This is a genomic window from Paraburkholderia lebeckiae, assembly GCF_050436325.1.
GTDB lineage: Bacteria > Pseudomonadota > Gammaproteobacteria > Burkholderiales > Burkholderiaceae > Paraburkholderia > Paraburkholderia tuberum.
Map to the genome: position 1 here is coordinate 314,945 of NZ_JBNDLZ010000001.1, position 22,979 is coordinate 337,923.

The window sequence follows — 22,979 nt, forward strand, 5'->3', positions numbered from 1 at the left end:
TGGTGACGCAAAAGGTTCGGCGGGCGGCTGCCCTACCAGCCATAACTGCGGGACCACTCGGTCACTTCGCCGTTTGCAGCCACCGCTTGATATGCAGGGTATTGCGCACCGGTCGCGCAGGCGTGATTGGGCAAGATGCGCAGCTTCGTTCCTATGGGCAAGCGCTCTGAGATATCTCCTTCACGCTCGACGTCTGCGCCGCCTTCGCCGGCGAAAGCGATAATGCCATGCTCCTGGTTCGCGCCTACCATCTGGTATCCGGGCAGCACCGCGCCGTCCAGCGCGCATACCTGCCCGTATCCATAGTCGCGAGATTGCTTTGCCGTCCCGCGGTCGCGGCTCATCGCCATCCACCCTGCATCGACAATCGCCCAGCCCTTTTCGGTCTGGTGCCCGATAACCGTTGTCAGGACGCTGAGCGCGATCTCGTCGGTGCTGCACACGCCGACGTTATGCATGACCAGATCGAAGAACACATAAACGCCGGCGCGTACTTCGGTTACGCCATCCAGCTGTCGTGCGGCGAGCGCGGTTGGAGTCGATCCGATGCTGACCGTCTCGCACGGCAGGCCCGCTTCGCGCAGGCGCTGCGCAGCCCGCACGCAGCCCGCGCGCTCTTGCTCCGCCATGGCAGCTAGCGCCTCCGGCGTATTCAGTTCGTAACTTGAGCCGGCATGCGTCATCACCCCTCCGAGGCGCACCCCGCCTTCGTGAAGCGCCCATCCAACGTCCATCAAGAGCGAATCCTCCGGCTTGATCCCTGAGCGGTGACCGTCCGTATCGATCTCGATCCAGACTTCGAAAGTCTCCTTGTGCGCACGGCCAAATACGGCAACCGCTTGAGCCGTCTGAACGTTGTCCACGATCAATTTCAGATCGCAGCCTCTCCGACGCAGTGCGAGCGCGCGTTCGAGCTTGGGCGGAATGATCGTCACGGCGTACAGAATGTCTTTCGCGCCCGCCGCAAAAAATTGCTCAGCTTCCCGCAACGTCGATACCGTAATTCCCGAGGCACCGGCATTAGCCTGGGCCTTCCAGACCTCCACGCATTTGGAAGTCTTCACATGAGGTCTAAAGCTCACGCCGAGCCGGCTCAGGCGCTCCTGCATGCGTGCGATGTTGCGCTCCATTCGCGGCTGGTCAATGAGCACCGCCGGTGTGTCGAGCGTATTGAGTGTGTCGAATGACATGGGTACAAATTCCAACGATAGACGAGTTCGGGCTGCGCTACTGCGCAGCGGTCGCGGAATGCGGCCGGCTACGGAAAGTCCTTTCGAATTCAGGCGGCGAGAAATCGCGCGTAACGCTCGAGGTCGACATTGCCACCGCTGATGATGACGCCCACTCGCTTGCCTTTGAGTTCGTCACGCATCTCGCGCGCTGCGGCAAAGCCGAGACAGCCGGTCGGCTCGACCACCATCTTCATCCGTTCAACAAAAAAACGCATGCTGACGATGAGCTGATCGTCTTTGACAGTCAGGATGTCATCCACGTCTCGCTGAATGATCGGAAACGTGCACTGCCCGAGATGCTGGGTCTGTGCGCCGTCGGCAATCGTCTTGGGCGTGTCGATGTGCACGATCGAGCCGGTTCTGAACGATTGCTGTCCATCGTTGCCAGCCTCGGGCTCGACACCATAGATCCTGCAACGAGGGCTCAACGCACGGGTCGCGAGTGCTGAACCGGCCAGCAGGCCACCGCCGCCGAGGGATACGAACAACACATCCAGTTCGCCTACCTCTTCGATCAGTTCTTTTGCTGCTGTCCCTTGGCCCGCGATCACATGCGGATGGTCATACGGTGGGATCAACGTCAACCCATGTTTGGCGGCCAGCTCGCGACCGATCTGCTCGCGATCTTCCGTGTAGCGGTCATAGGTAACGACATTGCCACCGTAGCCCTTTGTTGCAGCAACCTTAGCCGCGGGAGCGTCAAGCGGCATCACGATCGTCGCCGGGATTTCGAGCAATGCGGCCGCCAGCGCAACAGCCTGTGCGTGATTCCCCGAGGAAAAAGCCACGACACCCGCCCGTCGCTGGCGCGCGTCGAACTGCATCAGAGCGTTCATTGCCCCTCGGAACTTGAACGCTCCCATGCGCTGATAGTTCTCGCACTTGAAATACACGTTCGCGCCGAGTTTGGCATCGACGGTACGCGAGGTAACGACAGGCGTCTTGTGCGCCCGGCCTTCGATGCGCTCGGCTGCCGCTGCTACATCAAGATAGGTGGGAAAATCATGCATCGCTGATTAATGTTGATGAATGCGTGCTGGTTGTATAGCCGGTGGTCGAACCAAACTTCACGTACCGACCGACGAAATGGAGCCTGCTCGTTACCAAGGCCAGGAGATCGAGGTTCCGACATTTGCATCGGTAGCGCGATCACGCAGCGCTCTAGCCACCGTGAGATCCTGCAGAGCAAGGCCAGTCATGTCGAACACGGTGATGTCGTCGCGTCGCCGCTCGACACGCTTTTTGCCGGTCAGCAAATCGCCGAACTCGACGGTTTCGGTGTCGGGCGCCCATTGCATTTCGCCGATCTCGGCCGCCTGAGGTCGATCGTCGACAAAAAGCACGACGCGCTTCAAAAGGCCATCAGGCAGTTCGCGCTTGCCCTTGGTATCCGTGCCGACACAGTTGAGATGAGTGCCCGGCTGCACTGCATCGAGCTCAAACAGCGGTCCCGCCCCCGGTGTCGCGGTAATGACGATGTCGCTATCCGCAACCGCGGCATTCCGATCTTTCGCGAGAGCGATGTCGCAATCCGCACCAAAATGGGATTCGAACGCTTCGTCTCTCTCGCCAGTCACCGAGACGTACTGGATACGCCTGAGAGAAGGCATGAGTCGGAGTGCGAACGTCAATTGAATGCGAGCCTGCACACCGGTGCCGAAGACACAACCCTTCGCGCTTTTCGGGCGGGCGAGCTGCTGAATGCCCAGGCCGCCGGCAGCGCCAGTGCGCATCGTTGTAATGGCATTGCCGTCTATCATGCATGTTGGGCGCCCCGTTGCGGGATCGATGAGTATGATCGTCGCCTGATGCGGCTCACCGCCTCGTTCCCGGTTGGCAGGCCAGAAGCCGGCTGCCTTGAACCCGAGCAGGCCTTGTGTCTGCACGTCGCCCGATTTGATGCCGAAGATGCCGCCCGTCGAAAGCCGCTCCCGCACTACCTGGAAGACCCTGCCCTCGCGCTGGCTATGCAGCGTGAACGCTTCTCGCACAGCAGCCAGCGCGTCGTCAAAGCTCAGCAGAGATTCGACGGCACCCTTGTCGAGGAGCAGGAGTTTTTCGTTATTTCGCATAGTTGTATATCGTTGCTCGTGATACGCCCAAATGAAGCGCGGCGATTTCAATGGCCCGCCGCACTTCCATGCAGCCAGATTGCTTGAGTTCGTGTATCAGGGCGCGCCGGTCCTCCGCCTTCAGCGCGCGGGGCATCGTTCCCAGCCGCGCCGCGAACTCGTCAATGCGCCGCCGTATCGCGGCGCCTGAAGGCTCCAAGGACTCCTGCGCATCGACCGCTTCGTCGGTGCTCGCGAAGCGTCCCAACGCGCTTTGTAGCGCGCCGAAAAGCGTCAGGTCGATGTTGATGCACAGTGCTGCCACGTATCCGCCGCGAGAATCTTTGATTCCGATCGACGTGCTCTTGACTCGGCGTCCATCTGAAAACTGGTTTGCGTAGTTTGAAAGGACCTGGGGGTACTCGTTGTCCGCAATCCGTGCGAGCCCAAGCTCTGTCGCCGGCTCCCCCTCGTTTCGACCTGACAGATTGTTATGAATCGCCACGATCGCGTGCTCGGCGTCAGCCAGGTCGTGAACAACCACTTCGCAAAACGGCGCAAACGTTTCGCCTAGGCCCTTCGCGACCTGCTTCAGTTGGTCAATGATCGTTTGTTGCTCAATGGTTCGTTCTGGCATGTATACAGAATGAATAAATTTAGATGTTTTGTCAAATCGACGGTTATTTTCCTGCACAAAGGCTTCGGCAGGCGTCGGCCAATCGCGCCCAGGGCGCTGTCAGGTTAGAGGACCTGCCGCGGTAAAATGAAGCAATGAAAAAGACGAAGTCGCTTTATCACGGTCATCGGTTCCCCGCTGTCGTCATCAGCTGTGCTGTTCGCTGGTATTTCCGGTTCAGCCTGAGCCTGCGCGACATCGAGGAGTTGTTGCTCGAGCGTGGTGTCGTAGTCACATACGAAACGATCCGTTGCTGGTGCGACAAATTCGGCGCTGGATTTTCTCGGCGCGCCAAGGCGGTGCGGCGCGAGCCGGGCAGTACGTGGCACCTCGACGAAATGTTCGTGACGCTGCGGGGGGAGCCGTATCTGTTGTGGCGCGCGGTCGACGAACATGGCGCCGAACTGGATGTGCTGGTGCAAAAGCGGCGCGACAAGGCTGCGGCAAAGCGCTTTTTCCTGCGGGTGCTGCGTTCGAACCCGGTGCCGCGCAGGATTGTTACGGACCAGTTACGCAGTTACCCGGCAGCAAAGGCTGATATTCCCGAACTCGCTCAGGTGAAGCACGTATTCGTCAAAGCGGCTGCACGCGTGAACAATCGCGCCGAGAACAGCCATCAGCCGACCCGCAGGCGCGAACGGCACATGTGCGGCTTTCGCGATGCACGTCGCACCCAGGCGTTTCTCTCATGCTTTGGCCCGATCCGGCAGCACTTCGCCTTGCCCAGACATCAGATGAACGCAGCATGTCATCGCGCCATACTCAAGAAACGCCTCGCCGTCTGGCATGGTTGGGCCGTGGATGCTGAAATCGAGCATGCTATCTGATCAGGATACCTACGTTTAGCCAAAAACATAGCCTGTGCTCGTCAAGTTGACAAAGCCGTATCGACGAGTTGCACCTGGAGCATCCGTTTGCCGGCGCGCGCATGTTGATGCGCCTGCTCAAGCGAGAGGGCATCGTGGTCGGACGCAAGCATGTCGGCACGCTGATGCGCAAAATGGGCATCGAAGCGCTGTATCGCAAACCGAACCTGAGCCGCAAACATCTGGCGCACAAGATCTGGCCGTACCTGCTGCGCGAACGAAAGATCGAGCGCAGCAACCAGGTGTACGCATTGGACACGACATATGTGCCTATGGCACAGGGCTTCGTCTATCTCACTGCTGTAATCGATTGGGCCAGCCGCCGTGTTTTATCGCACCGGGTTGCGATCACGATGGAAGCTGAGCATGCGGTGGCAGCGCTTGAAGAAGCATTCGCGAAATATGGATTGCCTGAGATCGTCAACACGGATCAAGGCAGTCAATTCACCAGTACAGTATTCACCGACGCGGTGCTCTCACGCGGGATCGCTCTGTCGATGGATGGCAAGGGCAGCTGGCGGGACAACGTTTTTATCGAACGGCTGTGGCGCAGCGTGAAGTACGAAGAGATATATTTGAAGGCCTACGAGTCCGTCGGCCACGCACGCAAGTCCATCGCTAACTACCTGATGTGGTACAACCAGCAAAGGCCTCATTCAAGTCTGTCGGACAAGACCCCGGATGAAGCTTACTTCGCGATGCTGCCCGCGATTAAATTGGCAGCGTGACCGCCCGGCGTTCCACTTAAAAATCGACAAAAACTGTCCGAACGAACGGGGCCACCTCTCTTCAGTGTGTTGCATCCACCGGTTGAATCCGCCGGGTGGAACCGACGCCTGAATGTCTAAGTGACAGTGCACGCGAATGACCCTTCGTGGCCGGTCACTGCCGCATGGATCTGCATACACACCTTGAACACCGCATGGCATCGATCAGCAACACGCGACCCAGGCTGTGTGGAAACCCGATGGAATTACAATGTGACGCATAACCGCTGACTCCGGCGGCGCGCTTGGCTGCCTTTTCGGCCATCACGGCGACCGCGAGAGGGAGAGCCTCTCCGATGCGCTCTGACGAGTTTAAGGGCGGTGTTTCAAGACCTACGGGGGGCTCATGCACCCGCCCGCCGCATTGCCTTCATCGTCTTACTGAAGCCGAGGATTTTCAGCACTCGAGTGAGATTGTAGGCGAGTACGTTCAAACTCATCTCGGTACCTACGTTGGGTAACCTGCGCATCAGGAAGTGGGTGTAGCCCATCCAATGCTTGAACGTTCCGAAGACATGTTCGACGGTTCGCCTGCGTACTGTCATCGCATCAGGCGTCTTGTCCAGCCGACGTTGAACTGCGTCCAGCACCGACTCATGCTCCCATCGACTTATTCGCCGTTGGCCGCTGGGCGTGCACTGTGACTTTATTTTGCATTGCGAACAGGCACTGCTCCAGTATCGATGTAGCTGCATCCCGTGTTCCTCGCTGGTGTAACGGTAAATTGCCCGCTCTCCAGCTGGACATTGGTATTCGTTGTTAGCGGCGGTGTAAAAGCGCCATTAGATGGCGGCGCAAAGTTGAGTAGAAGCGTCAACAACAGGGGCGGTTATGGGCCACTGTTGTTGGGTGATGGCCATCAGAATGGATCGTCGATGTCGCGACGGTGAGGATTGTCGGGAGGCGCGCGCTGTTCGTGCAGCAGGTCATTTAGCGGAATCTGGTAGTGCGCGGCGATCCGCTCGCGTAGATCGTCGATGAGTTCCACGACGGCGAGCGCCTGATCTGCGGACCGGTTGTCCGGGATCAGGAAGTCCAGCCCGTGAGTGATGCCCGAAGGCAGATGAAGGCTCTTCATGTTTTCTTCTTCTCCATGCGTGCCGCGCTGCGTTTCTTTGCGCGCTGCTCGGCCCGTTCACGTGCCTCCTTCACCCGGTAGGACTCGCCTTCGATCGCGACGACTTCGGCGCGATGCACCAGCCGGTCAACCAGCGAGACGACGCAGGCGGCGTTCGGAAACACCTCCGACCATTCTGCGAACGGCCGGTTTGTCGTGACCACGGTGCTCGCTGCGCCATACCGGCGGCTGATCAGTTCGAACAGCAGGTCGGCGTGGCGGTTCGAGTAGGACAGGTATCCGACCTCGTCAATTACAAGCACGTCAGGCGTGGCGTACCGGTGCAGCCGCCGGCGTAACGCCGAGTCACTGTCAAGCGCGGCGAGCTCACCGAGCATCTGGCCAGCAGTTGTGAACAGCGCCGTGTGCCCGTTGACGAGCGCCTGGTAGGCGAGGTTCAGCGCCAGGGTCGACTTGCCCACGCCATTCGGGCCGATCAGTACGACGTTGGCGGTGTCCCTGACGAACTCGAGCGACATCAGTTCTTCAACGGCGGCCCGGTCGCAACGCGTGGGCCAGGCCCAGTCGAAGTCGCACAGCGGTTTGAAGCTACCCAGATGGGCATCCCGGATGCGTCGCTCGAGCGAACGGCGGGCACGCTCGTCTTCTTCCCACTGCAGCAGCGGCGCAACCCAGCCGGCGTCCGTGAGATCCGGCCAGTGTGCCAGCAGCCCGTACAGGCGCAGGGCGTTGGCGCGCTCCTGCAGGTTCTCAGGCGAGCTCATCAGCACCTCCCGTTATCTGGTCGTAGATGTCGAGCCGGTGAGGGGTCACCAGCGTGTCCTTGCTACGCACGTGCTCGGGCAGGTTCACCGTCACCGGCGGCGGTATCTGCCGCGACTCGCGCCGACGCTCCAGCGCCAGACGCACCGGATTCTGGTGAGGCGCGGCATCGCTGGCGAGCGTTTCCTCGATCGCTGCCTGCAGTTCGGCTGCACCATAACGGTCGAGCAGCCGCAGCAGGTGGGCGGTGATATTGCCCAGATTGGCGCCGCGTTCAGCCGCGCGCAGCATGAGCGTGTGACTGGCCGGCGCCGCGCGGGCGAGATGGTCGAGGCCGCGATGGTGACGGGCTTCGCGTTTGCGTGCAACGAGGGCGTCGATGTGCGCGGCAATCTCGATCTGCGCGCCGCGATCGTAACTGCGCACATGGGTTGCAAGCAGATCGGCGCCGTCGAGAATGCGCACCTGCCGGGGATCGGCCCGGACCGTGAGCACGCGCCGCACGTGGGTATGCGGGATCGTGTAGTCGTTCAGATCGAAGCGCACATACGGCTGCTTGCCGACCTTCACGGCCAGTTGCAGTTCGCAGGGATACGGGTTCTCCGGCAAGGTAAGCAGGCTGGGCTGCTCGCGGGCGAAGGCTTCACGCACCGTGATCGTGGGCTCTTCCCGGCAGGGACGATCCGCCGCCATGCCCGCGCACCATTGCGCGGCCTGGATGTTCAGATCGTCGAGATCGGCGAACTTGCGCGCGGCAAAGAAATTCTCACGTACATACCTGATAGCTCTTTCGACGCGTCCCTTCTCGTTTCCTCTGGCTACTGCCACTGGACGGGGCTCGAAGCGATGATGAGCGGCGAACGCGAGAAGCGTCGGGTTGAAGCGGATCGCATCACCCTGACGCTCGAGCACAGCGCTCCTGAGATTGTCGTAGAGGAGGATCCGTGGCAATCCGGACCACGCCGCGAACGCGCCGGCGTGGCCTGCCAGGAAGCTGTCCATGCGGGCATCGAGGAAGAAGCGCAGATAGATCTGCCGCGACCACGACAGCACCATGACGAAGGCCATCAGCGGCCGGCGCGCGCGCCCGATCTGCAGGTGATCGAAATGGGCCCAGTCAACCTGGCCCTGCTCTCCGGGCAAGGTGCGCAGCCGCAGATAAGCCTCGGGTGTAGGTCGCGGACGGTGTACCGCGATCAGGTGCCGGAAATGATGAGGGTTGCCACGGTAGCCGCGCTCGGTGACCATCGCATACAGCCGGCTGGCCGTGAGCGACGGAAACCTGTTGAGCGTGTCATGGATAAACGGCAGGTAGGCATCGATCTGCGAAGGTCTGAGCATCCCGCCGACGCGAGGCAGACCGGCCTGCGCCAGCACGCGCTGGACCGTGCCACGGTGCACGTGCAACTGCCGTGCGATGGTGCCGCAGCGCCACTTCTCCACGTGGTAGTAGCGCAGGATCTGCGCCTCGAGTTCAACTCCAATGGTCATGGGTCACTTCCTGTGCAGTAGGTAGTAGTACGAACATCACGGAAGACCCGACGGCGTAGTGGCCCGAGGCGCACGAAGTCCGGACAGACGCAGTGGCAGAAATGGCACCGCTCAGGCACAGCTGGGGCGGTGGCGGATACCGCCGCTGTTGCCGCCGACGTCGTCGAAGTCGGTGCCAGTAGAGCATCGGCGGCAGGCACAGAGGAACCCTGATGCGTCACTTTATTCTGGCGGCTGCGATAGCGGCGCATCCGTTCGGCATGCGCGAAGCGGCCGTGACGACTGCGCTGATAGCGCCGGCCGGCCACGCGGATGCTGGCCTGACGTGCGACCTCAGAACAGTCACCGTCGCAGTAGATCTGGCCGCGGTCGCAACGGCGGCAAACGATGACCTGCGCCCTGCAGCGGGCGCACACAAACAGGCGGCCGGTGGCCGGCATCGGCAATCCCCGTCAATGCCGAAACGCTATCGACGGGACTGGTGGGCCGTGCCATACTGGCCCGGCACCCGTGCCCCATGCGCGTGTGGGGCTCGACATCGGAGTGAACTTGGCGGTTTGAGCCGGTGTCGGGCCTGTTTCTTCGGCGGTAAGCCTTCTTCTACCGCATCCCGACTTCAGCGTCATCACTTCCTGAAACGAGCCGCGTCGGGTGCGTCTGCACTCGCCCTACGGGCTCCTTCCGACGCGCCCGGTAGCGCCCCCGCTCTTCGCGCAAACCATTCCCAAACCGCTCAGCAGAGCATGACCATTCCGTATTTCTGATCGACGCCGCCGTTTGGTGTCGGCTTCTCACAGCCGTTCACATTCGTCGTCCCGCGCAATGTAGATGAAGTCTGCCTTGTCGAATCGGCCGTGGTATTTCGCACCTGATGTTGTCGGCTTCGGCAGCATGACTGCAATCCCCGCATCGGCGCACTGCTTGATTTGAGGTCCACTGTAGTAGCCACGATCGGCGACTGCCCGCAGTCTGCTTTTGCCCATTGCGTCGCGTGCAGCTTTTGCCATGGGGCTAAGCTGCGCCCGGTCACTGCCAGAGTTTGTGACCTCGTGAGCCACGATGAGGTGGTGTTTGGCGTCAACGGCCACCTGCACGTTGTAGCCCACCATTCCCGAGCCTTTGCCGCTCGTCGCCATGGAGCGCGCGTCGGGATCCGTCATCGAGAGTTGGCCGTCGGGCTGCGTCTTGAGTTCCTGCTTGATCTGATCGAGGTTTTGCATCTGCTCGCGTAGGCGCGCGATCTTGTCTTGCAATCTGGTCGTCTTCGCCTCCAGCTCAAGCGGGTTGCGTACGATCGGCAGTCTCCAGCGCGTTCAGATATCGCTGGATGCTCTCCTCGATCTGCTTCTGGCGCTTTTCGACCTTACCCTCAGTGAAGTTGCGATCGCGAGTGTTGACTGCCTTGAACTTGCTGCCGTCGATGGCAACCAGCGCTTGCGAGAACAGCTTCAGTTCACGGCATAAGACGACGAAGCGCCGGCATACGTTGCGGATGCCGGTACCGTTGTCACGACGGAAGTCAGCTATGGTCTTGAAATCCGGCGCCAAACGGCCCGTGAGCCACATCAATTCAACATTGCGCTGGCATTCACGTTCCAGGCGGCGGCTAGACTGGACCCGGTTCAGGTAGCCGTAAATATAGATCTTCAGCAGCACGCCCGGATGATAGGACGGGCGACCTGTAGTCGAGGGCATCGCGCCATCGAAGCCCAGTGATGCCAGGTCAAGCTCTTCAACGAACGCCTCGATGATCCTGACCGGATTGTCCTCGGCAACGAAGTCATCCAGGCACTCTGGAAGCAGCGTCACCTGCTTGCGATCTTCACCTTCTATGAATCGCTTCATCCGGTCACCCATGCTGAATGAGTTAATCCAGTCTAGGTGATCAGCATGTTTTCACACAAGCTCGACCCGGTGCGGCCACACAATTTTCTCCAAAGCGGCCCTTTACCCCCTTGATGGGCGATCCAACGCTCTCTGTCAAGGCCTTTGCCGGCCGCCGTGGGTTGCCCTCGCGCCCCCCCAGCCCAGAAGGTTGACGAGGCTACGCATTGCAATATTTGATCCTTGCCCTATGATTTTTACGGCAAGTCAGCTACTTCGCGGGGAGAGCATCGGCGCTCCATCGCAAGTGCAGACCTAAAAATCTGAAACAGGGGTTAAACATGTTCGCTCGCTAAGGCTAACAGGCACTGCTGTGATATCAGGGACCGTACGGCCTCAATGTCTTTAATTGCTAGCGGACACGGCGTCCCAAGGTGAAAATTAAGCCAATGTGCCGCAGGCATCTCCTCTATGCGCGAGTACAAGGCTTCTGGCAGTGCCCATCGTTTTGTCAGTCTCACGAACAGCCGAGAACGTTGATATGCCGAATGTCCTTGACGCGATTGCTGACCATCCTCGGCCGAACGATCTTGCGACCTGGTGGTCACGCCAAGATCGAGATCAAATGGCTGCGGCACCGCTCGAAGACGAAGAGCAGGCGTATTTGGACGTGTACACCTCCGATTCGGTTCCCAGAGAACTGCGCATCGGCCAAGGCATTGCCGATCCGATAACGCTTACGAGCGAGGATCTAGAGCGGGCGCGGCGTTTGTTCGGGGACAGCTTTGCTCAGCGAACGCAGTTCTGCAATCGCGAAAATCGCCGCCGCATTGTTGCGCACTACATTTACACTCATCCGGCGACGATTGCTTATGCCTTGAATCTTTACCGACTCACTCGGGATGTGGTCCCTCCCCTCTTCATCTTGGAGCGAATCTATGAGCTTTTCAGCGGGGAAGAGGCATTCACCGGTACAAAAATTTCTCGAATAAACGCCGCTGTAGATTTGGCCATACCGATCGTGGCAATGCGGCTGTTACGCTTGGCACGTGCCGGCTTAACAGTCGTTGAACCGAAAGGTCCACGTCGCCTTTTAACGGATACAATCTGGGACCTGCCGCCCGAAGGTGGTGGCATACGGATTAATGATCGTTGGTACACCGAACACGCGCTTGAGCGCATGGCACCTGATACTGCAGAGATCCGAGCTCTAATGCGGACTCGGGCGGGTGAACGGCTTCGCCGCATCGGAATCGTAGAAGGATCGACAGAGTGGAACCTATGCCTCAAACGTGCGCTCGAAAAGATTAACCCGCGAGGGGTGCCGCCCTCAGTTGTCGAGGCCGAGATTGCGCAGCGGGGCTCAACTAGCGTGCGCGTTATCACCGCGTATAGGGGGCAAGTGGTCATCACGGTAATACCGCGACACTGAGCGGTGTGACTTATGCAGTTGGTCAATGTGCTCACGAGACGGAGTGCGTACACGATGAGCGATAAATGGATGCATGCAAGCTGTCCATAGGACGAGAAAACTATTCGGGATCGCATCATTGAACTTGATCGTCGACATAGTGCTCATTCTGATGAATGGATCTGGTGAAATGGTGCTTCGGATTCAATCTAACTTGTCGTCATGGCAACCCACGAGCCGCAACACCGCCTAAACCGCGCGAGTCAGCAAACTCGAACGCCCGTTTTTTCGTGCGTTGCACAAGCCGCAGTAACCGAACAGCCAAGGCCCACGTCCAGACGGCGGGCAAACCCATCGTGTCGTATGTTCTCGGCATCGTGCTGAGTCGCTTGACATGCTGCTATTGAATGCCCTTCGCAGTTCGATTGTCAACGATCGTCCCAGTGATGTCGGATGACCGAAATTGGCCGCACCCTGCCCGTCGCAGCCGACGCCGACGGCCCTCAACTGCCGTTGGCGACAACCCCACGCACGGTCAGATGCCGGGACGTCCCCCGCCCTGACAGGATGCGTCCCGCGCCTCAGTCGCCATGGACGTGGGTCACTATAATCAAGAAGCACCGGCGCCCTTCCGCTTGACGGGAGGCCGTTTGTTCCGGTGTGACTGCCGTGCCCAATTGCGGGTCAATTTTTTGCTCGGAGGTATTCCATGGCCACGTACGTCATCCTCAGCCGTTTGTCTCCTGACGCGTTCAAAGATCCCAAGGACATGAAACAGCTCGCCGCCACGGTGGCCGGGAAAATCAAGGCTGAATGCCCTGCCGTAACCTGGAAAGACAGCTATCTGACACTCGGCCGCTTCGATGTGGTGGACGTCGTCGAGTCTGACGACCTGAAACAGGTCGAGCGAGCGGCGTTGATCATCCGCGCCTCTGGACACGCCACCACTGAGACCTTGCTAGCGACGGCGTGGGACGAGTTTATAGCGACACTGTAACGGGGCTGCCCGCCACGCGCTTCGCGACAAGGCGTTCTGGCGAACTGTGGCGTTTCAATCGGCTTGTCGGCCAGACGATGCGAACTACCAGGGGGCGCTCTGAAGCGCTCCCACTTTCCCCTCGACGCGTGCCTTGGCAGCGTGCCCGGCTGCGTCGCTACGTCATGAAATGCGAGCAGCGTTCGGCGCCTCGAGCTGTTGAGGACTGGCCCGACGTCCATGGATCGGATTTCGAAACGGCAGACTGACCGCGTGACCCATGATGGACGGGCTCACCTGACATACCAAATGCTGCTCATGTTCAATGCAGACTCGCACCGCGCCCCTTGCGCCTAGCACGTGACATGCAGAATCGCGTTGGTCTCGTCGGGTTGCTCCTTCAGTCTGGCAATGGCTTCCGCCGTCGGCAGGATCACCAGTTCGACCTGTTGACGCTCGGCCTCGTGCTTGACCTCGTCCATCACCGGTAATGCTCCAGTACCGGTGCCAATCACCAACCTCCGGCATTTCCATGGGATCGCCTCTGCCATTGATAGCGGTGTATGCCCAAAGGCCTCGCGGAACGCCTTGGATGGCTTCTTCTTGCGTTTGCGAACCTGCCCATGGTCGATCACCACGTCATGCTGGTAGGTAACGCCATCGATACGGATGGAACCAAAGGAAAACGCTTCGAAGTGCATACCATCTCCGCGAATTTTGTCCTGGCAGCCACTCATTGCGTCAACAGAGCGCTCGTCCAACACAATGATTATAGGTTGGAGGCAGCGTTGCGCAGAATGCGTTCTGCCGGTGGCCAACCAGGGCAAAGCGACACCACAAAACTCCCGGGGTCTCGTGGCCGAGCCGGCCGAAGCCGCGCGCGGTACAGCCATCGTCTTTCATGGCAATGCGGGGCATGCCGGGCACCGCAAGTTTTGCGCCACAGCGTTTAACCCGGCGCGAGGCCCGCGCCGAGCCACATGCGCAGCGCCTCGATCTCCTCCTCGCACACCGTATGCGGCATCCGATACGCGCTCCATTCGACCTTGCAACCTTGTGCGATCGCAACGTCGCGGGCAACCTCCCCTTTACCAATTGTGGCCGGGTGGCCAAAGTGGTCCCTGGACGATGAGCGAGCGATCGGTAGTGAAGCATCCCGGGTCTAACCAGGCCTTTCGCCAACCAGCGCCGACGTAGCGGACCATGCCGCCTGCACTTCTGCAATCAGTGCTGCCGAGCGTCCTTCGTATCGTGGCGAGAAGTGGAACGGCACAACCGCCCGGGCTCCGATCCGGCGCGCGATCAGACCGGCCTGGCGGGCCGTCAGGTGATTCTTGTGCAGGCCATGCGCCTTGTCCTCGTCAAGAAATACGCTCTCGATAAAAAGCAGGTCCACGTCGTGCATCAACTGCGACAGCGTCTCTATGTTCGGTTCCGTGTAGCGCAAGTCCGTTACGTAGCCAATGCGCTGCCCAGGAACGATGTCGAGAATCAGGTGACGCAGTTCGCCGACCTGCCGGGTCATGGCGTGCTCGCCACGCCGGTCGCGCCACCGCATGTCAATTATTGCCTCGTCAGGGGCGCCGGTCAGCACCGCGTGCTTCAGTTCGCGCAGCCACCCACCCGTCGACACCCCCAGCGCCGCGAGCCGGTCCTTCGCGACGTTGACGCGGGCCTTCTCCTCGAGCACGTACGCAACGCACGGGATGCCATGATCGACAAAGCGGCCACGTACGCGAAAGGTTGCTTCGTCGTACACCACGTCACCTGATCGGTCAAAGGATGGAACGGCTTCGGGGGCGAACCGTCGCCGACTTGAAAAGAGTGCGCGCTGCCCGCCTCCGTCCACTCCAATTTCGCGCGCGTCGATCACCAGCTCGACCTCGTAACGATGCACAACGTTCCAGGTATAGGCGCTCAGCTTGTGTTGGATTTGTGCAAGAAAGTTGGGTCCGCCAAACATCACGATGCCAGCCTTGCGCCCGAGCGTCACACGCAAGAGATGATCGAAGCCCGAAAAATGGTCCATGTGCGTATGGGTGACAAACACATGTGATATGCGCATCAGTTGGCGGGGCAGCAGCCTGGCGATATCGCCGAGATCGAAAAGGGGGGCCCGCCGCTCGGCGCGAAAGTCCACGTATACACCTGGGTCGCCAAACGCGTCATTGACAAGCCATGGTTCGAAGAGGGCGTGCATGGATCTGTCAGCGCGACGCACGAATGGTTGTTGGCGTACCGGGCCGAACCGCCGGGACGATCGAGGCGCGGACCTCCGCCTCGATTTGCAGATGTGCGTCAGCGGTTATCGGAAGAATCCCGAGTCTATATGCATGTTCAGGCAAGTGTTCAGTAGACTTCGAGGAGTCGCGCCGCGTCGTTTAAGTAGCTGCTCCGATATGGGGCCAGTGACGCGTCACTCAAACAACCGGTCCTCTCATATGGGCCCATCCCTCAGGTGGACAAAACTGGTACGGGTCTCCTTCCTGCTACGGAGCAAAAATCAATACAGCTCGGGTCTCAGTCCCGGCTCGTAAAGACCGTCAATACCCCGGTGTAGCCGTAAAGGTGATCCCTTGCGATCTCGCCGCCGGCGAAGAATCCCACCAGCGGCACCTCACCTAGCGCCTTTCGCACCGTCTGCAACTCCGCATGCCGCGCTCCGAAGTGCGGGCCGCCCCGTCCCGAGCAACTGACATACAGGGCGCCCGACATGTGCCCCGCCGTGCCGCCTTCCAGTTCCGCGCGGATTTCCGTTGTAATGCGGGCTCTGGTGCAAATAGGCGGTCTGGACGAGATTTTTGTTATAGAAAGGATACCTCATCAAGCAGACAGGACAACCTCCCAAACTGCGGGCGCAGCGGTATCTTTGAGGCCGAGCTTCGCGAGGCTGAATTGGCCCTTGCGAATACGATGGACCAACTCAATACCTGAGAGAGTAATCGCTGCGGTCCTGAAACGTTTGAAGCCGAGCATGACTTTCGTCCGGGACTTGATGTTGCGGTGGTCCTGCTCGACCAGATTATTGAGATATTTCGAGGATCGGACGTTTGTGTCCTCAGGCAGCAAGCCATCGGCCTTCATCTCGCGCACGGCGCGGTGCGAGGCTGCATAACCATCAAGCGTGATGGTCTTCGGTGGCTGGCCTTGATGTTCGATTGCCTTCCTGAAAAAGGCTTTTGCCGCCTTCACGTCGCGCCTGGCGCTGAGCATGAAGTCTACTGTCTGGCCCACCCGATCCACCGCTCGATAAAGATAGACCCACTTGCCGCGCAGCTTGAGGTAAGTCTCGTCGACACGCCACGACCGCCCGGTGGGCCTGCCAAAGCGGTTCCACCGTTTCACGAACTCCGGCGCAAAGCGCCGCACCCAGCGCAGGATCGTCGTGTGCGCCAGCGACAGACCCCGTTCCGCCATCATCTCGACCAGATCGCGCAGGCTAAGCTTGTAGCGCAGGTACCAGCGAACACACAGAATGATCACATCGCGGTCAAAGTGACGGCCTGCGAACAGTTCGTCAAGGCTCTTCAGCTTGCTCATCGTCGGTTCTCAATTCGTTCAGCCTGACACCTTAACCGATTCGCCCCCGCGCTATTTGCACCAGAGCCCTATAGTTCATGGTGAACCTCCTTCCGGTCAAAGTGCTTGGCAAACTCACTTTAACCCCGGCCGCTCCGAAGGGCGGCGGAAGGCCCGCTAGATGATTTTCAAGTTCCGCCGTCTGCTGCTGCGCCTTGAACGCATCAGTGACGTTCACTATGCGTTCAAGACGCTTGCCTATACGATGATCAACCTGCGCCACTACTGCTGAACCAGCGCGGGGCTCGCACTTCACTGACTGCGGCACGCGCCGTGATTGCTCACGCCTGTTGCATTCGCATTCCTGATCATAATGCAAATTCCGATATCGAGATACCAGTCGCTTTTCACAACGATGTTCCTGGCTTCGCACGATTACCAACGGTCATCGTAGTTCTTCCGTTCGCAATGGACGGAAACGCGCAACCAGTTGGGCGACAATCTCGGCTTCAGCGGCCACAAGAAGCTCAAGGGCTGCAAGGTGGTTGCCCTGTGTGACCGGAATTGCAACGTCATCGCGCCGTTCGTCAGAGCACCGGGCAATCGCAATGAATCGCCGTTGTTACGCGAAGCGCTGCCGCAGCTCACGAGCATCGCCCGTGCGGTGGGGCTGGATCTGCGGGGCACGGTCATGAGCCTGGATGGCGTGTACGATTGCCGGCCCAACCGCAAAGCCATTTTCAATCGCGGCATGGTGCCTGACATCAACCCTAAGGAAGCGCTGATCAATGGACCAACTGCCCAAGTTGCAGACGAGATGCCGTCGAATTTTCCGGATGACGAAGCGAATCGATGCTCAACTCGGTGAATTGGACGCGCAAACGAGGCTCCCTGCTCGCATTTTTTATACGCATGACGGATTGCTCCCATGGACCGATCGCGACAGATTTCGCGCAATCACCAGATTCGCAAGAGCGAACAGGCTGAACAGTTGCGCGGTGTTCTTGGCCAAGCCCTTGTATCGCGTCTTGCGATGGTGAAACAGGTTCTTGACGATATGGAATGGATGCTCAACCCGCGACCGGATCTGCGCCTTGGTTCGCTCGACCGCGATCACCAGGTTCTTCAGCGCCCCGTCCTGCATCGCCTTGATCTTTCCCCGCTTGGCAGCGACGTGCCACTTCACGGTCTTGCCCGCCATTTCCTCGCGCTTGTCTACGCCAATGTAGCCCGCGTCGGCGAACGCCTGCTCTTCATGTCCGTGCAGCAGGGCATGCGCTTGCGATACATCCGACACGTTGGCCGATGTGCCAACCACACTGTGGATCAGGCCCGAATCGGCATCGACGCCAATGTGGGCTTTCATTCCAAAGTGCCATTCGTTTCCCTTCTTCGTCTGATGCATTTCCGGGTCACGACTCTTCCCGGCGTTCTTGGTCGACGGCGGCGCTTCAATGATCGTTGCGTCAACCAGCGTGCCTTCCTTCATCATCAGCCCACGCTCGCACAGCGAGATGCCAATTTCGTCGAACAACTTCCGTGTCAGTTCGTGTTCGATCAGCAGGCGCCGGAATTTCAACAGCGTGGTCGCATCAGGCACGTTCTCAACTGCCAGATCGATGCCGGCGAAGGCTCGCAGCGCGATGCTGTCATACAGCGCGTCTTCCAGTCCTTCGTCCGACAGCCCGTACCACTGTTGCAGGAAGTAGATTCGCAGCATTCGCTCCAGGCCAATCGGCGGGCGGCCTCGCGTGCCCTTCGGATAGTGTGGCTCGATTGCCGACAGCAAGCGCTGCCACGGAACGACCTTCTCCATCTCGGCGAGGAAGCGTTGGCGCCTCGTCACTCGCTTCTTGCCTGCAATTTCCGCTTCGGCGAAGCCGATCTGCCTCTTCATCATCGTGAGTCTGTTCCGTGAGTTGCCTTCTATAACGTCCTCAGCTACGCCAACGATGACCACCGAGCTGAATAAATCAGCGCTTCCCTAATTCGCGCGGCAGAAAAGGACCGAAGCGCGGGCGCAAGCCGCTGTTCGATCCGGCCATCTTCAAAGAACGGTTCGGGACGATCGAGCGGGTGTTCGCGTGGGAAGATACCGATTAGCGGGCCCGCGTCAAGTAAACAATCCACATCCCCGGCTGCACGAGCAGCCGTTACCCAGTTCCAGCACCCGCATGCAGCAGCCAACCGCGTCCGTTTCTTCATTTCTGGCTGCGACGGATCGCGCCAGACACCCATCTGGATCAAGCGAATGGCAATACTGCCGGTGCCTTTCGCCCTGGCGGCCATGCCGCCCCGGAAGAACATTGGTACCGCAACGCGTCCAGGGAATCCGTACAAATTCAAGGGCTGCCCCCATCAGGGCGCCAATCCATCGATGGTTCGCGTCGCAGGCGATCCGCCATGACTGCATGTCGGCGACGGCGACACGGCATCCCATTCAAATTCCTGGGCTGGGGCCCAATCCTCCCACGGGGCTTGCCGGTCGCCGTCGAAAGCCCTACGTGAAGCAGCGCGTCACATCAAAAGGTTTGTGCTCCTTCAGAATATGAAAGCACGCGCGCGCCAGTTTATGTGCGAGCGCCTTGCGTGCGACGATCGGATTTGTCCTGGCTTTCTTGCGTTCATAAAAGCGCCTGGCCTCGGTGCAGTAGCGCTGGGCGAAATTGGCTGCCTCGACGAACGCCCAGCACAGGTACCGGTTGCCGTTACGGATGTTGCCTTCTCCCTTCTTCTTGCCGTTGCTGGTGTGCCGGCTGTCCACGCAACGCGCATAGGAAGCGAAGTTGCCGGCGCTTGCAAAACGCTCAATCGGGCCGGTCTCCAGCAATATGACGCTTGCCAGGATCTGGCCAATGCCGGGCACGCTGGTCAGCAGTGCATACTCTTCGCGTGGCCTGACTTTTTCGGCCAGCCGCTTTTCTACCAGCCCGATCTGGGTGGAAAGCGTGCTGACGACCGCCAGACCGGCCTGCATTGCCAGCGCGACCTCGGCCGGCAGCGCCATCTGGTCAACGTCTTCGGTCGTCAGCCGCAGGACCTGTGCGCATGATATTCCGGTACCGCAGTGACGAGCCGTGATGTTTTCGATCGCGAGTATGTGGCTGGTGCGACTGCGTACCAGCTGCATGCGCTTGCGGGCAAGATCACGCACACTGCGCGCTTCGGGTGGCAGGATCGTACCCGTGGGCAGGATCCCCAGCCGCAGCAGCCGGGCCAGGTAACGTGCATCCGTCTCGTCGCCACTGTACTTGAGCCCGTTGTATTGCCTGATCGCCGTGGTGTGGGCCAGATGCACAGTGAAGCCCGTTGCCTGCAGGCCATCGACGAGCCAGTACCAGTTGAAGGTCGACTCGACCACGACGCCAGCAAGCCCGTCTTTCCACGGCGCAAGGAAATCCAGGATCTTCGTCAGGTCGTTGGGCAGGCGCCTTTGAGCCACGATCCGGTCCGTTTCATCGATCACGGTAACCATGCTGTTGTTCGAATGCAGGTCAATGCCACTATAGTTCATGGTGAACCTCCTTCCGGTCAAAGTGCTTGGCAAACTCACTTTAACCCCGGCCGCTCCGAAGGGCGGCGGAAGGCCCGCTAGATGATTTTCAAGTTCCGGCGCCTGCTGCTGCGCTTCGAGCGACTCAGCCACCTACACTACGCATTGAAAACCCTCGCGTACACGATGATCAATCTTCGGCACTACTGCCGAAGCTGATCACTTGCTTCGAGACCTTTGTTTCATCGCCGGCCATCGCGCCGTGGTCACACTCGCCCGCACCATGCCGATACCTTCGCACAACAACACACATGGTCGCATCGCAGGCCTAGCCGCCGCGATTCCTTCCCATCCCAAGGGCTTGTCCAACCGCGCTGCGCCGAGCCTGCTTGAAAGGCGCAACCAGTTGCGAGCTAACAAAATTGATCTCGGACATGAACTTGGTAACCACGCGCTGGTTGTCCAACTGGCAAATCGCGTAAATGGCGGCTTCTTCGTCGATCCAGCGCAGCAGGCTGCCGCCGAACAGCGTGCCGTTCGGGTTCAGGTCCTCCGGCTTTACCCATTTTCTGGTGTGGAAATTCATTGGCGTATCGTGGACTTGATTGGTCTGGTTCAACGTTGGCGCAAAACTAAGGGTTAATGCTTAGATTGTGCCACATAGGGTTTTCCCCAATATGTCAAAAATGCCGAAAAATGCGGTTGCCATGGCCGGTCGTGGTGGCCCGGTTTGGCGCGAAGCGCTGGCGCGGCGGAGGGTTTCACGGCATTTGTTCGCCGGTCGCATATCTTTTTTGCCTGTTGGGGAATGTTCCCCCGGCGGAAGATGCCGCGAGACGGTCGCTACCGGTCGAGGTGGGCCGGCTGTCGCGGACGAGGCGGACTGTGTCCGGCCGTCTACGACCTGTCGTCGTCGGGCCAGCATAGACACTCGAACGTCTGCTATTCGCACAGACAACGGACTCAGGTCGCGACGCACGCAGTCGAACTCTTCACCAACCCTGCGCTTGATCGATCCACATGTCACCGGCCGTTACGACTCGCGAACGCTCTCGTCGCCAATGACATGTGCGATCAATTACTTGTTTTGCGCGGATGATCCCGTAGCGCTGGCCGAGAACGGCGAGAAGATGAGGCCATTGATCGACGCTGGCGTCGTCGTGAACCTGCTCAAGTTCGCACAGCAGGTCGACGATGTCCGGATCGTAAGCATTCACGTTGGATGCATAGAGTGCCCGCAGCAGCTTGCCGTCCCCGGCGTGCCGATAATACGAAATGCCAATCCCTTCGATGTCCGGATGATAGAACTCGTCGCTGATGAGCGATCCGACCGCGCACTTGCGGCCGTTGTTGCCGCGCAGCCGGCACGAGCCGTTTTCGTCCTCCGAGACGGCTCCCTGGTTAAGCAGATGAGCGCTCACGCGCTCGTAAATCTCTCTTGCGCACCACATCACAACACCTACAACCCTCACGCAGCGGCGTTCAGAAACTCGGCCGACAGGGCGAATTGACAGGCGATTGATGCCAGCCGCTCGCTCCATTCCCATGTGCCAAATACATCGTGGACGTTCTGCAGACAACTGAGCAATTCAACGGTCATCGGATCGGACACATCGATGCGCGAGCGCAGCAGCGCGCGCTTGAGCGCCGCGACACCGATATCCATATAAGACGGGACGTCCTTCAGCGGTTTCGCGATGCAGCGGATGGGCACGCCTTCCATCGCCGTCATGTAGTCGCGCGGCTTAATGAAGCTGCCGACCGGACAGCCGCCGCAGTAACCCTGATATGCGCCGCCGCCACGAGGCAGCAAGGAGGCTTGCGCCTGGCTGAATAGATGCTCCACGGCGTGGTTGAAAATCTCCTGATGTGTCAGGAAACTCACGCTTTTCATGTTCATCTCCTTGCGCTCGACGCAGCGGCCAATCGTTGCAAATCGGGCAACCTACGCTTTCAGTATCGAACGTCGGCGCTGTTGCGGCTGGGTTGCCGCGAGCACAAACGACGCGATGTTTTGACAAACCTCGATTTGGCTCAAAGCCGCCTGCGGATCAGACTGGGGACCGTTGGAGGCGTAAAGCACGACCGCATCGGGTATGGCCTTACATTACAGCCGCGACCGGAATTGGGCTATCACACGGAAGTAAGGAATGCCTCTACGGAGGGATGTACTGGCACCGCGTTAGCGTTGCTTGGATATACGGGCGTATAGGCTCTCAGAGATTCGATAACGGTTGCGTACGGAATGCGAACGGGCGACGGTAGGGGCCATAGCCGCATAAGCCAGATGCAGGAGGAAGCGATCAGGCGGATGCGCGAGGTGTGGCTAACCACTTTCGCAGGCTGCAACACCGCAGGACTCAAGCCTGTCTATCCAAACGTATAAGCGCACGATACCTGCGGAGGACCGCAGCAAACGTTCGTAGAATGGTTTTCTTTGGGACGTCCGTCTATCCTGATTCCATGGAAGGACGCGGCTCGATTCCGCGTCCAGCAACCACCATGTCTCCTCGCTCGAGTGACCCTGTCGCGAGTTTCGCCCGCCCAGCCTCAGCTGTCGCGGGCTTTTTGTTATGCTGCCCCAGTCGGCCGTGGGCCAGAAACACCGGCAGCCGCCGACGAGATGGAAGCCACCTCCTTTGCCCGTGCAATACGTGTTTCAAAAGGCGGCAGGTGGCGACAACTCGGCGAAAGATCTCGGTGAAACTGTTTCGATGGCTGCGGCGTGATATCCAAAATTGCTTGTCGCTACGACGAGCGCGCGCGCCAACATCGAAGACAAGTGACGAGTAGGAATGCAATCAAACTAAAGAAAAGGCATGAAGCGTTGTCG

Annotated in this window: 18 protein-coding genes and 6 pseudogenes; 6 read left to right on the forward strand and 18 right to left on the reverse strand. The window is 59.5% G+C overall.

The window, feature by feature from the left end:
• Positions 1–32 precede the first annotated feature (32 nt).
• The 4 genes from OKW44_RS01560 to OKW44_RS01575 form a co-directional block, all read right to left on the reverse strand.
• Positions 33–1,190: a DSD1 family PLP-dependent enzyme gene (locus tag OKW44_RS01560; protein WP_018420721.1), complete on the reverse strand. Its 1,158-nt coding sequence runs from the start codon at positions 1,188–1,190 to the stop codon at positions 33–35.
• Between the two features lie 89 nt (positions 1,191–1,279).
• Positions 1,280–2,242, reverse strand: a complete 963-nt coding sequence (locus OKW44_RS01565) for a threo-3-hydroxy-L-aspartate ammonia-lyase (protein WP_018420720.1) — start codon at positions 2,240–2,242, stop codon at positions 1,280–1,282.
• Between the two features lie 90 nt (positions 2,243–2,332).
• Positions 2,333–3,304: an ornithine cyclodeaminase family protein gene (locus tag OKW44_RS01570; protein ID WP_018420719.1), complete on the reverse strand. Its 972-nt coding sequence runs from the start codon at positions 3,302–3,304 to the stop codon at positions 2,333–2,335.
• On the reverse strand, positions 3,294–3,920 hold the full coding sequence (locus OKW44_RS01575) for a helix-turn-helix transcriptional regulator (RefSeq protein ID WP_018420718.1): 627 nt from the start codon (positions 3,918–3,920) through the stop codon (positions 3,294–3,296). Before OKW44_RS01575 ends, OKW44_RS01570 begins: the two co-directional genes overlap by 11 nt.
• Positions 3,921–4,054: 134 nt before the next feature.
• Here OKW44_RS01575 and OKW44_RS01580 point away from each other — a divergent pair, with 134 nt between their 5' ends.
• Together OKW44_RS01580 and OKW44_RS01585 are read left to right on the forward strand one after the other, a co-directional pair.
• Positions 4,055–4,786: an IS6 family transposase gene (locus tag OKW44_RS01580; protein ID WP_018420717.1), complete on the forward strand. Its 732-nt coding sequence runs from the start codon at positions 4,055–4,057 to the stop codon at positions 4,784–4,786.
• Positions 4,787–4,842: 56 nt separating this feature from the next.
• A pseudogene (locus tag OKW44_RS01585) lies at positions 4,843–5,553 on the forward strand (IS3 family transposase); the annotation flags it as partial.
• A gap of 383 nt (positions 5,554–5,936) precedes the next feature.
• On the opposite strand, the pseudogene OKW44_RS01590 reads toward OKW44_RS01585, so the two are convergent.
• From OKW44_RS01590 to OKW44_RS01610, 5 genes and pseudogenes are all read right to left on the reverse strand, one after another.
• Positions 5,937–6,365: pseudogene (locus tag OKW44_RS01590) on the reverse strand (transposase); the annotation flags it as partial.
• A gap of 86 nt (positions 6,366–6,451) precedes the next feature.
• Positions 6,452–6,670 carry a hypothetical protein gene (locus OKW44_RS01595; protein ID WP_018420311.1) on the reverse strand — a complete coding sequence of 73 codons (219 nt, stop codon included), beginning with the start codon at positions 6,668–6,670 and terminating at the stop codon, positions 6,452–6,454.
• Complete coding sequence (istB, locus tag OKW44_RS01600; RefSeq protein ID WP_018420312.1) at positions 6,667–7,434, reverse strand: IS21-like element helper ATPase IstB; 768 nt, start codon at positions 7,432–7,434, stop codon at positions 6,667–6,669. The genes OKW44_RS01595 and istB overlap by 4 nt, the downstream gene beginning before the upstream one ends.
• Positions 7,421–8,923 carry an IS21 family transposase gene (istA, locus tag OKW44_RS01605; RefSeq protein ID WP_018420313.1) on the reverse strand — a complete coding sequence of 501 codons (1,503 nt, stop codon included), beginning with the start codon at positions 8,921–8,923 and terminating at the stop codon, positions 7,421–7,423. Before istA ends, istB begins: the two co-directional genes overlap by 14 nt.
• A gap of 806 nt (positions 8,924–9,729) precedes the next feature.
• Positions 9,730–10,768 (reverse strand): annotated as a pseudogene (locus tag OKW44_RS01610) (IS1182 family transposase); the annotation flags it as partial.
• A 604-nt stretch (positions 10,769–11,372) separates the two neighbouring features.
• Between OKW44_RS01610 and OKW44_RS01615 the strand changes: the two are divergent.
• Together OKW44_RS01615 and OKW44_RS01620 are read left to right on the forward strand one after the other, a co-directional pair.
• Entirely contained in the window at positions 11,373–12,179 is an 807-nt protein-coding gene (locus OKW44_RS01615) for a hypothetical protein (RefSeq protein WP_018420714.1), read from the forward strand.
• 688 nt (positions 12,180–12,867) lie between these two features.
• Positions 12,868–13,155 (forward strand): GYD domain-containing protein, encoded by a 288-nt coding sequence (locus tag OKW44_RS01620; protein WP_018420713.1) that lies wholly within the window; start codon positions 12,868–12,870, stop codon positions 13,153–13,155.
• Positions 13,156–13,487: 332 nt separating this feature from the next.
• On the opposite strand, the gene OKW44_RS01625 is transcribed toward OKW44_RS01620, so the two are convergent.
• Positions 13,488–13,835 carry an MTH938/NDUFAF3 family protein gene (locus tag OKW44_RS01625; RefSeq protein WP_035470809.1) on the reverse strand — a complete coding sequence of 116 codons (348 nt, stop codon included), beginning with the start codon at positions 13,833–13,835 and terminating at the stop codon, positions 13,488–13,490.
• A gap of 133 nt (positions 13,836–13,968) precedes the next feature.
• On the opposite strand from OKW44_RS01625, the pseudogene OKW44_RS01630 reads away from it, so the two are divergent.
• A pseudogene (locus OKW44_RS01630) lies at positions 13,969–14,106 on the forward strand (alpha/beta hydrolase); the annotation flags it as partial.
• 190 nt (positions 14,107–14,296) lie between these two features.
• On the opposite strand, the gene OKW44_RS01635 reads toward OKW44_RS01630, so the two are convergent.
• The 3 genes and pseudogenes from OKW44_RS01635 to OKW44_RS01645 form a co-directional block, all read right to left on the reverse strand.
• Positions 14,297–15,334, reverse strand: a complete 1,038-nt coding sequence (locus tag OKW44_RS01635) for a ribonuclease Z (RefSeq protein ID WP_280783461.1) — start codon at positions 15,332–15,334, stop codon at positions 14,297–14,299.
• 320 nt (positions 15,335–15,654) lie between these two features.
• Positions 15,655–15,900 (reverse strand): annotated as a pseudogene (locus tag OKW44_RS01640) (FIST C-terminal domain-containing protein); the annotation flags it as partial.
• A gap of 57 nt (positions 15,901–15,957) precedes the next feature.
• Positions 15,958–16,665: an IS6 family transposase gene (locus OKW44_RS01645; protein WP_429409422.1), complete on the reverse strand. Its 708-nt coding sequence runs from the start codon at positions 16,663–16,665 to the stop codon at positions 15,958–15,960.
• A 478-nt stretch (positions 16,666–17,143) separates the two neighbouring features.
• On the opposite strand from OKW44_RS01645, the gene OKW44_RS01650 reads away from it, so the two are divergent.
• Complete coding sequence (locus OKW44_RS01650) at positions 17,144–17,521, forward strand: hypothetical protein (protein ID WP_018420711.1); 378 nt, start codon at positions 17,144–17,146, stop codon at positions 17,519–17,521.
• Positions 17,522–17,557: 36 nt separating this feature from the next.
• Here the strand turns inward: OKW44_RS01650 and OKW44_RS01655 are convergent, their stop codons facing one another.
• The 5 genes and pseudogenes from OKW44_RS01655 to OKW44_RS01675 all read right to left on the reverse strand — a co-directional run bounded on the left by OKW44_RS01655 (position 17,558) and on the right by OKW44_RS01675 (position 22,040).
• Positions 17,558–18,550, reverse strand: coding sequence for an IS5 family transposase (locus OKW44_RS01655; RefSeq protein ID WP_090812378.1), 993 nt, complete (start codon positions 18,548–18,550; stop codon positions 17,558–17,560).
• A 603-nt stretch (positions 18,551–19,153) separates the two neighbouring features.
• Positions 19,154–20,167 (reverse strand): IS110 family RNA-guided transposase, encoded by a 1,014-nt coding sequence (locus OKW44_RS01660; RefSeq protein ID WP_018420709.1) that lies wholly within the window; start codon positions 20,165–20,167, stop codon positions 19,154–19,156.
• Positions 20,168–20,555: 388 nt separating this feature from the next.
• Positions 20,556–20,732: pseudogene (locus OKW44_RS01665) on the reverse strand (acyl-CoA thioesterase); the annotation flags it as partial.
• 406 nt (positions 20,733–21,138) lie between these two features.
• A complete protein-coding gene (locus OKW44_RS01670; RefSeq protein WP_018420706.1) occupies positions 21,139–21,567 on the reverse strand; it encodes a hypothetical protein in 429 nt (142 codons plus the stop codon).
• Positions 21,568–21,614: 47 nt separating this feature from the next.
• On the reverse strand, positions 21,615–22,040 hold the full coding sequence (locus OKW44_RS01675) for a hypothetical protein (protein WP_026225843.1): 426 nt from the start codon (positions 22,038–22,040) through the stop codon (positions 21,615–21,617).
• Between the last annotated feature and the right edge of the window lie 939 nt (positions 22,041–22,979).